Consider the following 13,056-nt stretch of genomic DNA (forward strand, 5'->3'; position numbering starts at 1 on the left):
ACAAGAAGTCTTTCGCTTTAAGAGCTGACTTAAGCAGGCTCGGCCACTGTGCCGAATGCCCCCTGACGCATCAGTAGAATCACCAATCCAAACGCCCCCGCCGCCATCAACAACGGCAACGCATGCCCGCTGATCCACTGACTGCCCGCCCCCGCCAGCAACGGCCCGATCAGACAGCCCACACCCCACAGCTGCGCAATGTGCGCATTGGCCCGCACCAGCGCATCGTCGCGATAACGCTCGCCGATCAGAATCAGTGACAAGGTGAACAGGCCACCGGCACTGGCGCCGAACAACACCCACAACGGCCAGATCAGCAGCGTGTCGATCAACAGCGGAATCGCCAGACTCGACAGCATCAGGATCACTGCGCAACCGGCGAACAACGTGCGCCGCGACAGGTAATCTGCCAGCGCGCCGATCGGCAGTTGCAACAGTGCGTCGCCGACCACCACCGTGCTGACCATCGCCAACGCAATCTCGGCGGTGAAGCCCTGTTGCAGGCAATACACCGGCAACAGCGTGAGGATCATCGCTTCGGACGCGGCGAACAGTGACACCGCCCAGGCAATCGCCGGCAGCTCCCGGGCAAAACCCCACAGATCGCTGAACGTCACACTGCTGGCTTCACTGCTCGGCGCACCGCTGCGGCCCATCAACAGCAATGGCGAGACTGTCAGCAGCCCGACACCGACCCAGAAACCATAATCGTGCTCAGTGCCTAGCGCACCCAGCAGCAGCGGACCAGACAGTTGGCTCAGCGCGTAGCTGCTGCCATACAGAGCGACGAGACGACCGCGCCAGTGTTCGACGACCAGTTGATTGATCCAGCTCTCGCCGAGGATGAATACGATGGTCAGGATCACCCCGATCATCAGGCGCAGCACCAGCCAGACCGGATAACTCGGCAACAGCGCGAGCAAGCCGATCGACAACGCCCCGGCCCACAGGCAAAGACGCATGAGGTTCGCGGTGCCGAAACGTGCCGCCAGATGACTGGAAATCTTCGCGCCCAGCAATACGCCAATCGCCGGCATCGCCGCCATCACGCCGATGGCGAAAGAGCCGTAACCCCAGCTCTCCAGACGCAACGACACCAGCGGCATGCTGACCCCCAGGGCCAGGCCGACACTCAAGACAGACGCCAACACGGCGAAATACGTCGCCCAACGCATGGTCCACGCTCCTGTGGATATTCTTATGTGCGCCACAAAATCAAATGTGGGAGCAAACCCTGTGGTGAGGGGATTCATCCCCGACAGGTCGCGCAGCGACCTCAAAACCTGCACCCTCGCATGCACTGGTTTTGCGACTGCTTCGCAGCCGATCGGGGATAAATCCCCTCACCACAGAGACTTGCTCCCACAGGGGATCTCCGTAAGTTCGAAAGCCTGAACGAATCAGGCTCCCGCTAACGGCTTACAGCTTGATCCACGTCGCTTTCAACTCGGTGTACTTGTCGAACGCGTGCAACGACTTGTCGCGACCGTTGCCCGACTGTTTGAAGCCGCCGAACGGTGCGGTCATGTCGCCGCCGTCGTACTGGTTGACCCACACGCTGCCGGCGCGCAGTGCTTTGGCAGTCAGGTGCGCCTTGGAGATGTCCTGAGTCCATACCGCAGCGGCCAGGCCGTACGGCGTGTCGTTGGCGATCTGGATCGCTTCTTCGGCGGTATCGAAGGCGATGACCGACAGCACCGGGCCGAAGATCTCTTCCTGAGCGATCTTCATCGCGTTGCTCACACCGTCGAAAATCGTCGGCTCGACGTAAGTGCCACCGGTTTCCTGGAGGATGCGCTTGCCGCCCGCCACCAGTTTGGCGCCGTCGCTGTGACCGGATTCGATGTACGACAGCACGGTGTTCATCTGCTGGGTATCGACCAGCGCACCGACGTTGGTCGCCGGATCCAGCGGGTTGCCCGGCTTCCAGGTTTTCAGCGCCTCGATCACCATCGGCAGGAATTTGTCCTTGATCGAACGCTCGACCAGCAGACGCGAACCGGCGGTGCAGACTTCGCCCTGGTTGAAGGCAATGGCACTGGCGGCGGATTCGGCAGCGGCTTGCAGGTCCGGCGCATCGGCGAAGACGATGTTCGGGCTCTTGCCGCCGGCTTCCAGCCACACGCGCTTCATGTTCGATTCGCCGGAGTAGATCATCAACTGCTTGGCGATCTTGGTCGAACCGGTGAACACCAGCGTGTCGACATCATTGTGCAGGGCCAGCGCCTTGCCGACGGTGTGGCCGTAGCCCGGCAGCACGTTGAGCACGCCTTTCGGAATGCCGGCCTCAACCGCAAGCGCAGCGATGCGGATGGCGGTCAGCGGGGATTTTTCCGACGGTTTGAGGATCACCGAGTTACCGGTCGACAGCGCCGGGCCGAGTTTCCAGCAGGCCATCATCAGCGGGAAGTTCCACGGCACGATGGCACCGACCACGCCGACCGGCTCGCGGGTCACCAGACCCAATTGATCATGCGGAGTGGCGGCGACTTCGTCGTAAATCTTGTCGATCGCCTCACCGCTCCAGCTCAGCGCTTGCGCCGCGCCCGGTACGTCGATGTACAGCGAATCGCTGATCGGCTTACCCATGTCGAGGGTTTCGAGCAGCGCCAGTTCTTCAGCGTGCTGCTTGAGCAAGCTGGCGAAACGAATCATGGTGGCTTTGCGTTTGGTCGGCGCCAGGCGCGACCACACGCCGGAATTGAAGGTGGCGCGGGCGTTTTCCACGGCGCGCTGGGCGTCAGCGGCGTCACAGCTGGCAATCTTGCCCAGCAGACGGCCATCGACCGGGCTGATGCACTCGAAGGTTTCGCCGGAGACGGCGTCGGTGTATTCACCGTTGAGGTAGGCGCGGCCTTCGATCTTCAGGTCGCGAGCACGTTGTTCCCAATCGGCACGAGTCAGGGTGGTCATTCGAGTGTCCTCCTCTTGTTGAATACGAGCGCCGCGTTCTTCGCGGACGTCTTCAGGAATGCTGCCCGGCCAGCCTGCTTTTCGGTCCAAGGCACCCGCCACCCTAAACCAGCGGCCGGGGTTGTTTCAATATATTTGACATAAGCGCGCCATACGCCCTTGCGGTGTTCATTTTAATAAACATAGACTTTGGCCCTTTCAAGCCACCGCGCCGTCATCACGGGAGAAAACAACAATGAACATCCAGAACGTCGTCGATATCAGCCTGACCAGCAGCGAAGCCGAACGCTATCGCCCGGACCCGGCCAAAGTGCTCAAGGGCGATCCCGAGCAAGCGGTGTTCAACCAGTACGACAGCCCTTGTGGGCAAATGGGTGTTGGCGTGTGGGAAGGCGCGGTCGGGCAGTGGACGGTGAACTACACCGAGCATGAATACTGCGAAATCCTGCAAGGGGTTTCGGTGCTGCGTGACAGCGATGGCAATGCCAAGACCTTGCGTGTTGGCGACCGCTTTGTGATTCCGGCCGGTTTCCGTGGTACCTGGGAAGTGCTGGAGGCTTGCCGCAAGATCTATGTGATCTTCGAACAGAAGGCCTGAGTCTTTCGCTGATATTACCGGCCCCTTCGCGAGCAGGCTCGCTCCCACATTCGACCGCATTCCATTGTGGGAGCGAGCCTGCTCGCGAAAGCGTCGCAACAGTCAGCACAAAACTCCAGGCAACAAAAAAGGCCCGTATCGTGAGATACGGGCCTTTTTCGTAAGTCGGGAAAAATCAATTACTTGATTTTGCCTTCCTTGTAGATCACGTGCTTGCGAACAACCGGATCATATTTCTTGATCTCGATTTTGTCCGGGGTAGTACGCTTGTTCTTGTCGGTAGTGTAGAAGTGACCAGTACCGGCGCTCGAGATCAAACGAATCAATTCACGCATGATTAGCTCCCTTAAATCTTGCCATCGCGGCGAAGTTCGGCGAGCACGACACTGATGCCACGCTTGTCGATGATGCGCATGCCTTTGGCAGATACGCGCAGACGCACAAAACGTTTCTCTTCTTCAACCCAGAAGCGGTGATGCTGCAGGTTCGGCAGGAAACGACGACGGGTTTTGTTGTTTGCGTGGGAAATGTTATTCCCGGTTACCGGACCCTTACCGGTAACTTGACATACTCTCGACATGCCTCAGCCCTCTAAAACCACATGCCCAACCCGGCATGGGTTGGCCGCTTAATCTCTCAGTCATTTGGCGCCAGGCGCCGCGTTTCTTTAGAGGTCTTACCGGCTACACCTACAGTGAAGGAACCGGGCCCCTAGAAAAGAGCGCTGCTTTATACCAGAAAGACCGGGGTGCAACAACAATGGATGTGCAATCAAGCGGTAAAAAGGCGCATTTTCCGCCTGCAGACGCTTTGGATAAAGGCTGAGGCGAGTTTTGACCACTCGTCGCAGAAAACCGCTCTAACAGACGTTTCCGACTTTTCCTCGTGCACCGCGGTCTGGAAAAACGTCACTGCGCTGCCCCAAAAATGCAAAAAGGGGATAGTCATTTGCAATCCAGCCCTCTAGGGTAACCCTTTTCCAGACTGCACCTGCAGATGGCCTTCGATCTGTAAAGGAAGCCGACCATGCGCCTCGCTGCCCTACCCCTGTTGCTCGCCCCGCTTCTGCTGAGCCCCCTGGCCCAGGCCGCCGCCCTGAGCGTGTGCACCGAGGCCAGCCCTGAAGGGTTCGATGTGGTGCAATACAACTCGCTGACCACCACCAATGCCTCGGCCGACGTGCTGATGAATCGCCTGGTGGACTTCGACACCGCCAGCGGCAAAGTCGTGCCGAGCCTGGCCGACAGCTGGGAAGTCAGCACCGACGGCCTGACTTATGTGTTCAAGCTGCACCCGCAGGTGAAGTTTCACAGCACTGACTATTTCAAGCCGACCCGCACCCTGAGCGCCGAAGACGTCAAATTCAGCTTCGATCGCATGCTCGATCCAGCCAACCCATGGCACAAAGTGGCGCAAAGCGGCTTCCCGCACGCCCAGTCCATGCAGTTGCCGGCGCTGATCAAGAAGATCGACGCGCTTGACCCGCTGACCGTGCGCTTTACCCTCGACCACCCGGACTCGACGTTCCTCGCGACCCTGAGCATGGGCTTCGCCTCCATCTATTCCGCCGAATACGCCGACAAGCTGCTCAAGGCCGACGCCACCGACAAGCTCAACAGCCAGCCGATCGGCACCGGTCCGTTCGTGTTCACGCGCTTTCAGAAAGACGCCTCGGTGCGCTACAAGGCCAACCCGGACTATTTCGGCGGCAAGCCGGCGGTCGACCCGCTGATCTTCGCCATCACCCCGGACGCCAACGTGCGCCTGCAAAAGCTGCGGCGCAACGAGTGCCAGATCGCCCTGTCGCCAAAACCGCTGGACGTGAAGGCTGCGCAGGAAGAGCCGACGCTGAAAGTAGAAAAGACTGACGCCTTCATGACCGCTTTCGTCGGCATCAACAGCCAGCACCCACCACTGGACAAACCAGAAGTGCGCCAGGCGATCAACCTCGCCTTCGACAAGGCCAACTACGTCAAAGCCGTGTTCGAAGACACCGCCGAACCCGCCAATGGCCCTTACCCGCCGAACACCTGGAGCTACGCGAAGAACCTGCCGGGCTATCCGCACGACGTGGCCAAAGCCAAGGCGTTGCTGGCCAAGGCCGGACTCAAGGACGGCTTCCAGACCACCATCTGGACGCGTCCGTCCGGCAGTCTGCTCAACCCGAACCCGAGTCTGGGCGCGCAGTTGCTGCAATCGGATCTGGCGGAAATCGGCATTCAGGCGGAAATCCGCGTGATCGAGTGGGGCGAGCTGATTCGCCGCGCCAAGGCTGGCGAGCATGACCTGCTGTTCATGGGCTGGGCCGGCGACAACGGCGACCCGGATAACTTCCTCACGCCGCAGTTTTCCTGCGCGGCGGTCAAATCCGGCACCAACTTCGCCCGCTACTGCAATGCCGACCTGGACAAGTTGATCAGCGCCGGCAAGACCACCAGTGAGCAAGGCGTGCGCACCAAACTGTACGAACAGGCACAGGCGCAGATTCAGCAGCAGGCGCTGTGGCTGCCACTGGCGCACCCGACCGCCTATGCGCTGACGCGCAAGGATGTGCAGGGTTACTCGGTGAGCCCGTTCGGGCGGCAGGACTATTCCAAGGTCAACCTGAAATAACCCGTCACAACACAATTCACCTGTGGGAGCGGGCTTGCTCGCGAAGGCGTCGGATCAGCCAAACTCTTATTGACTGACACATCGCCTTCGCGAGCAAGCCCGCTCCCACAGGGGTTGGTGTTTGTTGTTGAAAGCTACATCCAGCCACATTCCGCCATCGACAGCGGCTCGCCGTCGCCAATGATGAAGTGATCCAGCACCCGTACATCAATCAGGTCCAGAGCCTTCTGCAAGCGCTTGGTCAGTTGTCGATCCGCCTGGCTCGGATCGCTGTTCCCCGACGGGTGGTTGTGGCAGAGAATCACCGCCGCCGCGTTGTTGGCCAATGAGCGTTTCACCACTTCCCGGGGATGCACGCTGGTGTTGTCGATCGAGCCGCGAAACAGCGCCTCGAACGTCAACACCTGATGCTTGGAATCGAGAAACAGGCAGCCAAACACCTCGTGTGGCTCGTGGCGCAGCATGGATTTCAGATAGTCCCGAACTGCCTGCGGATTCTCCAGCGCCGGTTTTTTACGCATGCGCTCGGCCAGATGTCGCCGCCCCATTTCCAGCACCGCCTGCAACTGCGCGAATTTCGCAGGCCCCAATCCCAACTGTCCGCTGAACGCCGCAAGATCGGCCTCCAGCAACGCGCGCAGGCTGCCGAATTGCGTCAACAGGTGTCGCGCCAGATCCACCGCGCTTTTTCCCGTGACCCCGGTTCGAAGAAAAATCGCCAGCAACTCGGCGTCCGAAAGACTTCCCGAGCCCTGTTCAAGCAGCTTCTCCCGCGGCCGCTCCGCCGCAGGCCAATCGCGAATACTCATACACCTTCCTTGTCTGTGGGCACCGCTGTTCCGTAGCGGTCGCTGTGATATCGTAGCCCATCTTTTTTGCGGGCGAATTCACCCTGGGGAGGGGGTTTCGCCACGTATGTCACCCACGAAATGTAAAGGCAGACCTATGCAGCGGCTGTATCGGAAACGCATCGTTCTGGGCGTCGGCGGCGGCATTGCGGCCTACAAGAGCGCCGATCTGGTTCGTCGCCTGATCGACCAGGGCGCCGAAGTGCGTGTGGTCATGACCCATGGCGGCGCCGAGTTCATCACCCCGCTGACCATGCAGGCCCTGTCCGGGCACCCGGTTCACCTCGACTTGCTCGACCCGGCCGCCGAAGCGGCGATGGGCCACATCGAACTGGCCAAATGGGCCGATCTGGTGTTGATCGCCCCGGCCACCGCCGACCTGATCGCCCGTTTGGCCCAAGGCATCGCCAATGATTTGCTGACCACTTTGGTTCTTGCTACCGACGCCGTGGTGGCCGTCGCGCCAGCAATGAATCAGGCGATGTGGCGCGATCCGGCAACCCAGGCCAACCTGCAACTCCTTGAAAGCCGTGGCCTGAAGACTTTCGGCCCGGCCTCTGGCAGCCAGGCCTGCGGCGACGTCGGCATGGGCCGGATGATGGAAGCCACCGATCTGGCGCAGTGCGCGGCGGACTGCTTCCAGCGTCAGGCGCTGACCGGCAAGCACGTGGTGATCACCGCCGGCCCGACCCAGGAAAACATCGACCCGGTGCGCTACATCACCAACCACAGCTCCGGGAAAATGGGCTTCGCTCTGGCCGAAGCCGCGGTGGAAGCCGGCGCCCGCGTGACCCTGATCAGCGGCCCGGTACACCTGCCGACGCCGGATCGCGTCACGCGTATCGACGTGGTCAGTGCCCGCGACATGCTCGCAGCGTGCGAGTCGGCCATCCCGTGTGATGTGTTCATCGCCTCGGCAGCGGTGGCGGACTACCGTCCGGAAGTCGTTGCCCCGCAAAAACTCAAGAAAGACCCTACAAGCGGCGACGGCTTCGTCCTGCAAATGGTGCGTAACCCGGACATCCTGGCCACCATCGCGACCCGTCCCGACCGTCCGTTCAGTGTCGGCTTCGCCGCCGAGACCGAACACCTGCTCGACTACGCTGCACGCAAGCTGAAAGACAAGAATCTCGATTTGATCGTCGCCAACGACGTCGCCAACCCGAGCATCGGATTCAACAGCGAAGAAAACGCCTGCAGCGTGATCGACCGTGAGCTTCATGCCACTGTTTTCGCCCAGACCAGCAAGAGCAAGATCGCTCGCCAACTGGTCACTTTTATCGCCGAACGTCTGAACCAGGTTTAATTTACATGCACGCTTTGCAAGCCAAGATCCTCGACCCACGCATCGGTACCGAATTCCCGCTGCCGCAATACGCCACCCCAGGCTCCGCCGGCCTCGACCTGCGCGCCATGCTGGAACAGGACATCGTGATCAAGCCGGGTGAAACCGTGCTGATCCCAACCGGTCTGTCGGTGTACATCGGCGACCCGAACCTCGCCGCACTGATCCTGCCGCGCTCGGGCATGGGCCATAAGCACGGCATCGTGCTCGGTAACCTCGTTGGCCTGATCGACTCCGATTACCAGGGCCCGTTGATGGTGTCCTGCTGGAACCGTGGCCAATCCGACTTCACCATGACCGTCGGCGAACGTCTGGCGCAGCTGGTGCTGGTACCCGTGGTGCAGGCGCACTTCGAAATGGTTGAAGAGTTCGTCGAAACCGAACGCGGCGCGGGCGGCTTCGGCCATACCGGCACTAAATAACCCTGAAATATTATTGTGGCGAGGGGATTTATCCCCGATGGGCTGCGAAGCGGCCCCAAGGCTTTTGGATCTGCTGCGCAGCCATCGGGGATAAATCCCCTCACCACAAAATTTGTGCTTTTTCGGCAGCAGGTTTTAGCACCGAAAATCAAGGTTTTGCCGGCCGCAGGCCACGCCAGACGAGGCGTCATGGCCCTTTCACACCACGAACTCTCTGCGGAAAACGCCGTCATACCCTTCAGTTTGAGCCTGCCGCCGAGTGAATCGTCGGTGTGTCCCGCCACTTTCGAGATGGAGCATTTGTGCAGATGAGCACCCCCGCCAAGATCGCCCCGAAGCTTCCCGACAGCATCTTCCGCGCCTATGACATTCGCGGCACCGTGCCGGAATTCCTCAATGCCGAAACCGCTTACTGGATCGGCCGCGCCATCGGCTCACAGAGCCTGGCCCAAGGTGAACCGAATGTTTCCGTCGGTCGCGACGGTCGCCTGTCCGGCCCGGAGCTGGTTGCAGAACTGATCCGCGGTATCGCCGAGAGCGGCTGCCACGTCAGCGACGTCGGCCTGGTCCCGACGCCTGCGCTGTATTACGCGGCGAACGTATTGGCCGGCAAGTCTGGGGTAATGCTCACCGGCAGCCATAACCCGTCGAACTACAACGGCTTCAAGATCGTGATCGCCGGCGACACCCTGGCCAACGAGCAGATCCAGGTGCTGCACGAGCGCATCAAGACCAATGACCTGACCAGCGGTCAGGGCAGCGTGACCCAGGTCGAAATCCTTGACCGCTACACCACCGAAATCGTCAAGGACGTCAAACTGGCCCGACGCCTGAAAGTCGTGGTCGACTGCGGCAACGGCGCGGCCGGCGTGATTGCCCCGCAACTGATCGAAGCGCTGAACTGCGAAGTCATTCCGCTGTTCTGCGAAGTCGACGGCAACTTCCCCAACCATCACCCGGACCCGGGCAAGCCCGAAAACCTCGTCGACCTGATCGCCAAGGTCAAGGAAACCAACGCCGACCTCGGCCTGGCCTTCGACGGTGACGGCGACCGCGTCGGCGTGGTGACCAATACCGGCAGCATCGTCTACCCGGATCGCCTGCTGATGCTGTTCGCCCGCGACGTGGTGGCGCGCAACCCGGACGCGGAAATCATCTTCGACGTCAAATGCACCCGCCGTCTGGTGCCGCTGATCAAGGAATACGGCGGTCGCCCGCTAATGTGGAAGACCGGTCACTCGTTGATCAAAAAGAAAATGAAACAATCCGGTGCTCTATTGGCCGGTGAGATGAGCGGCCACATCTTCTTCAAGGAACGCTGGTTCGGTTTCGACGACGGTATCTACAGCGCCGCACGGCTGCTGGAGATCCTCAGCAAGGAAAAATCCACCGCCGAAGAGCTGTTTGCGACCTTCCCGAACGATATTTCTACGCCGGAAATCAATATCCATGTGACCGAAGAGAGCAAATTCAGCATCATTGATGCACTGCACGACGCACAGTGGGGCGCAGGCGCCGACCTGACCACCATCGACGGCGTGCGAGTCGATTACGCCAAAGGCTGGGGCCTGGTACGCGCCTCCAACACCACTCCGGTGCTGGTGCTGCGCTTCGAGGCCGATGACGAGGCTGAATTGCAGCGCATCAAGGACGTGTTCCACGCCCAACTGAAACGCGTTGCACCTGATCTCCAACTACCGTTCTGATTCACCCGGAGCCCTGAATGACCCTCGAACGCGAAGCCGCCGCCCACACCGCCCAGGTCCTGTCCGAAGCGTTGCCTTACATCCGACGTTATGTCGGCAAGACCCTGGTGATCAAATACGGCGGCAACGCGATGGAAAGCGAGGAGCTGAAAACCGGCTTCGCCCGCGACATCGTCTTGATGAAAGCCGTAGGCATCAACCCGGTGGTGGTTCACGGCGGCGGCCCGCAGATCGGTGATCTGCTCAAGCGCCTGTCGATCGAAAGCCACTTCGTCGATGGCATGCGTGTCACCGACGCCGCGACCATGGACGTGGTGGAAATGGTCCTCGGCGGTCAGGTCAACAAAAGCATCGTCAACCTGATCAACCGTCACGGCGGCAGCGCCATCGGCCTGACCGGTAAAGACGCCGGGCTGATTCGTGCGAAGAAACTGACCGTCACCCGCCAGACCCCGGAGATGACCCAGCCGGAAATCATCGACATCGGTCAGGTGGGCGAAGTGGTCGGGATCAACACCGAGTTGCTGAACCTGCTGGTCAAAGGCAACTTCATCCCGGTGATCGCGCCGATCGGCGTCGGTGAGAACGGCGAGTCGTACAACATCAACGCCGACCTGGTGGCCGGTAAAGTCGCCGAAGCGCTGAAAGCCGAGAAGCTGATGCTGCTGACCAACATCGCCGGCCTGATGGACAAGTCCGGCACCGTGTTGACCGGCCTGAGCACCCAGCAGGTCGACGATCTGATCGCCGACGGCACCATCTACGGCGGCATGCTGCCGAAGATCCGTTGCGCACTGGAAGCGGTTCAGGGTGGCGTTGGCAGCTCGCTGATCATCGACGGTCGCGTACCGAACGCGATCCTGCTGGAAATCTTCACCGACACTGGTGTGGGCACGCTGATCAGCAATCGCAAGCGTCCGTAAGGCGTAGCGGAAACGAAAAGACCCCGCTCAGCCTGGCTGAGCGGGGTCTTTTTTTGCCTGCAATCCCTGTAGGAGCTGCCGCAGGCTGCGATCTTTTGATGTTTTGCTTTCAAAAAACAAGATCAAAAGATCGCAGCCTTCGGCAATTCCTACAAGGGCAGCGCGTCAGACGCCGAACTGGGCGCGATACGCTTCCACGGCTGGCAAATGCTGCTTGAGCTGCGGATCATCGGCGAGGAATTCCAGCACCTGGTTCAGCGAAACGATGCTGATCACCGGAATACCGAAGTCACGCTCGACTTCTTGGATCGCCGACAATTCACCGTTGCCACGCTCCTGACGGTTCAGGGCGATCAGCACGCCGGCCGCCTTGGCGCCGTCCTGGGACGCGATGATCTGCATCACTTCGCGGATCGCGGTGCCGGCAGTGATCACGTCGTCGATGATCAGCACGTCACCGGTCAGCGGCGCGCCGACCAGGCTGCCGCCTTCGCCGTGGGCCTTGGCTTCCTTGCGGTTGAAGCACCATGGCAGGTCACGGTTGTGGTGTTCGGCCAACGCGACAGCGGTGGTGGCTGCCAGCGGGATGCCTTTGTAGGCCGGGCCAAACAATACGTCGAAAGGAATGCCGCTTTCGGCGATGGCTGCCGCGTAGAAACGCCCCAGCTGCGCCAGGGCCGAACCCGAGTTGAACAGGCCGGCATTGAAGAAGTAAGGACTGGTGCGCCCGGACTTCAGGGTGAACTCACCGAAGCGCAAAACGCCGCGATCGATGGCAAAACGAATGAAATCGCGCTGATACGCTTGCATGAAAAAAACCCCAAATACCACGGATTTAGCTAATTAGCTTGACGCCGTGTATCATACACGCACGCGATTTTTGGGGCCATTTATGCGGATCATCAGTGTGAACGTCAATGGTATTCAGGCTGCAGTCGAGCGTGGTTTGCTCAGTTGGCTGCAAGCACAGAATGCCGACGTCATCTGCCTGCAGGACACCCGTGCCTCCGCCTTTGAACTGGATGACCCAGCCTTCCAACTGGATGGCTACTTCCTTTATGCCTGCGATGCTGAAGTCCCTGCCCAAGGTGGCGTGGCTTTGTATTCGCGGTTGCAACCGAAGGCTGTCATCAGCGGTCTCGGTTTCGAGACGGCCGACCGCTACGGGCGCTACCTGCAAGCAGATTTCGACAAAGTCAGTATTGCCACCTTGCTGCTCCCTTCGGGGATGAACGGCGATGAGGACTTGAACCAGAAGTTCAAGCTCATGGACGACTTCGGCAAGTACCTGGACAAGCAGCGGCGTAAACGTCGCGAGTACATTTATTGTGGCTCGCTGTACGTTGCGCAGCAGAAGCTCGACATCAAGAACTGGCGCGACAGCCAGCAATCCCCGGGCTTCCTGGCGCCAGAACGCGCCTGGATGGACGAGATTGTCGGCAACATGGGCTATGTCGATGCCCTGCGCGAAGTCAGCCGCGAAGGTGACCAGTACAGCTGGTGGCCGGACAACGAACAGGCCGAGATGCTGAATCTGGGCTGGCGCTTCGACTACCAGCTGCTGACCCCAGGCTTGCGCCGTTTCGTACGCAGCGCGCGCCTGCCACGTCAGCCACGGTTCTCGCAGCACGCGCCGCTGATCGTCGACTACGACTGGACGCTGACCATCTAAGCGTCGATCCGTCGTT

The 13,056-nt window shown here is 60.3% G+C and carries 12 protein-coding genes and 1 pseudogene; 7 read left to right on the forward strand and 6 right to left on the reverse strand.

The features are described from left to right. Window positions 1–29: 29 nt before the first annotated feature. Both J1G18_RS02135 and J1G18_RS02140 read right to left on the reverse strand, forming a co-directional pair. Entirely contained in the window at window positions 30–1,175 is a 1,146-nt protein-coding gene (locus J1G18_RS02135) for an MFS transporter (RefSeq protein WP_223007025.1), read from the reverse strand. A 244-nt stretch (window positions 1,176–1,419) separates the two neighbouring features. Further along, window positions 1,420–2,913 carry an aldehyde dehydrogenase gene (locus J1G18_RS02140; protein ID WP_007962373.1) on the reverse strand — a complete coding sequence of 498 codons (1,494 nt, stop codon included), beginning with the start codon at window positions 2,911–2,913 and terminating at the stop codon, window positions 1,420–1,422. Window positions 2,914–3,148: 235 nt separating this feature from the next. Between J1G18_RS02140 and J1G18_RS02145 the strand changes: the two genes are divergently transcribed. Then, window positions 3,149–3,511, forward strand: coding sequence for a cupin domain-containing protein (locus J1G18_RS02145; protein ID WP_097089496.1), 363 nt, complete (start codon window positions 3,149–3,151; stop codon window positions 3,509–3,511). 179 nt (window positions 3,512–3,690) lie between these two features. Here the strand turns inward: J1G18_RS02145 and rpmG are convergent, their stop codons facing one another. Continuing rightward, complete coding sequence (gene rpmG, locus J1G18_RS02150; RefSeq protein ID WP_003177274.1) at window positions 3,691–3,846, reverse strand: 50S ribosomal protein L33; 156 nt, start codon at window positions 3,844–3,846, stop codon at window positions 3,691–3,693. A gap of 11 nt (window positions 3,847–3,857) precedes the next feature. Further along, complete coding sequence (gene rpmB / locus J1G18_RS02155) at window positions 3,858–4,091, reverse strand: 50S ribosomal protein L28 (protein WP_003229474.1); 234 nt, start codon at window positions 4,089–4,091, stop codon at window positions 3,858–3,860. A 446-nt stretch (window positions 4,092–4,537) separates the two neighbouring features. Between rpmB and J1G18_RS02160 the strand changes: the two genes are divergently transcribed. Then, entirely contained in the window at window positions 4,538–6,124 is a 1,587-nt protein-coding gene (locus J1G18_RS02160; RefSeq protein WP_096796086.1) for an ABC transporter substrate-binding protein, read from the forward strand. A gap of 134 nt (window positions 6,125–6,258) precedes the next feature. Here J1G18_RS02160 and radC read toward each other — a convergent pair whose 3' ends face one another. Beyond that, on the reverse strand, window positions 6,259–6,933 hold the full coding sequence (radC, locus tag J1G18_RS02165; protein ID WP_098966267.1) for a RadC family protein: 675 nt from the start codon (window positions 6,931–6,933) through the stop codon (window positions 6,259–6,261). A gap of 136 nt (window positions 6,934–7,069) precedes the next feature. On the opposite strand from radC, the gene coaBC reads away from it, so the two are divergent. The 4 genes and pseudogenes from coaBC (at window position 7,070) to argB (ending at window position 11,368) form a co-directional block, all read left to right on the forward strand. Next, the gene (gene coaBC, locus J1G18_RS02170) at window positions 7,070–8,278 is read left to right on the forward strand and encodes a bifunctional phosphopantothenoylcysteine decarboxylase/phosphopantothenate--cysteine ligase CoaBC (protein ID WP_003229480.1); all 1,209 of its coding nucleotides are present in this window, start codon (window positions 7,070–7,072) and stop codon (window positions 8,276–8,278) included. 5 nt (window positions 8,279–8,283) lie between these two features. Next, a complete protein-coding gene (gene dut / locus J1G18_RS02175) occupies window positions 8,284–8,739 on the forward strand; it encodes a dUTP diphosphatase (RefSeq protein ID WP_003229483.1) in 456 nt (151 codons plus the stop codon). Between the two features lie 329 nt (window positions 8,740–9,068). Then, window positions 9,069–10,445, forward strand: a pseudogene (locus J1G18_RS02180) (phosphomannomutase/phosphoglucomutase); the annotation flags it as partial. Between the two features lie 17 nt (window positions 10,446–10,462). Beyond that, window positions 10,463–11,368, forward strand: a complete 906-nt coding sequence (gene argB, locus J1G18_RS02185) for an acetylglutamate kinase (RefSeq protein ID WP_003229488.1) — start codon at window positions 10,463–10,465, stop codon at window positions 11,366–11,368. 165 nt (window positions 11,369–11,533) lie between these two features. Here argB and pyrE read toward each other — a convergent pair whose 3' ends face one another. Further along, a complete protein-coding gene (gene pyrE / locus J1G18_RS02190) occupies window positions 11,534–12,178 on the reverse strand; it encodes an orotate phosphoribosyltransferase (protein WP_011336558.1) in 645 nt (214 codons plus the stop codon). Between the two features lie 82 nt (window positions 12,179–12,260). On the opposite strand from pyrE, the gene J1G18_RS02195 reads away from it, so the two are divergent. Beyond that, on the forward strand, window positions 12,261–13,040 hold the full coding sequence (locus J1G18_RS02195) for an exodeoxyribonuclease III (protein ID WP_003229491.1): 780 nt from the start codon (window positions 12,261–12,263) through the stop codon (window positions 13,038–13,040). Window positions 13,041–13,056: the final 16 nt, after the last annotated feature.

This window comes from Pseudomonas sp. MIS38 (assembly GCF_019891575.1).
Lineage (GTDB): Bacteria > Pseudomonadota > Gammaproteobacteria > Pseudomonadales > Pseudomonadaceae > Aquipseudomonas > Aquipseudomonas putida_A.

Excerpts from the sequence above, each read along its gene's own strand:
- J1G18_RS02135 (WP_223007025.1), bottom strand. The coding sequence starts at position 1,175 with ATGCGTTGGGCGACGTATTTCGCCGTGTTGGCGTCTGTCTTGAGTGTC.
- J1G18_RS02140 (WP_007962373.1), bottom strand. The coding sequence starts at position 2,913 with ATGACCACCCTGACTCGTGCCGATTGGGAACAACGTGCTCGCGACCTG.
- J1G18_RS02145 (WP_097089496.1), top strand. The coding sequence starts at position 3,149 with ATGAACATCCAGAACGTCGTCGATATCAGCCTGACCAGCAGCGAAGCC.
- rpmG (WP_003177274.1), bottom strand. The coding sequence starts at position 3,846 with ATGCGTGAATTGATTCGTTTGATCTCGAGCGCCGGTACTGGTCACTTC.
- rpmB (WP_003229474.1), bottom strand. The coding sequence starts at position 4,091 with ATGTCGAGAGTATGTCAAGTTACCGGTAAGGGTCCGGTAACCGGGAAT.
- J1G18_RS02160 (WP_096796086.1), top strand. The coding sequence starts at position 4,538 with ATGCGCCTCGCTGCCCTACCCCTGTTGCTCGCCCCGCTTCTGCTGAGC.
- radC (WP_098966267.1), bottom strand. The coding sequence starts at position 6,933 with ATGAGTATTCGCGATTGGCCTGCGGCGGAGCGGCCGCGGGAGAAGCTG.
- coaBC (WP_003229480.1), top strand. The coding sequence starts at position 7,070 with ATGCAGCGGCTGTATCGGAAACGCATCGTTCTGGGCGTCGGCGGCGGC.
- dut (WP_003229483.1), top strand. The coding sequence starts at position 8,284 with ATGCACGCTTTGCAAGCCAAGATCCTCGACCCACGCATCGGTACCGAA.
- argB (WP_003229488.1), top strand. The coding sequence starts at position 10,463 with ATGACCCTCGAACGCGAAGCCGCCGCCCACACCGCCCAGGTCCTGTCC.
- pyrE (WP_011336558.1), bottom strand. The coding sequence starts at position 12,178 with ATGCAAGCGTATCAGCGCGATTTCATTCGTTTTGCCATCGATCGCGGC.
- J1G18_RS02195 (WP_003229491.1), top strand. The coding sequence starts at position 12,261 with ATGCGGATCATCAGTGTGAACGTCAATGGTATTCAGGCTGCAGTCGAG.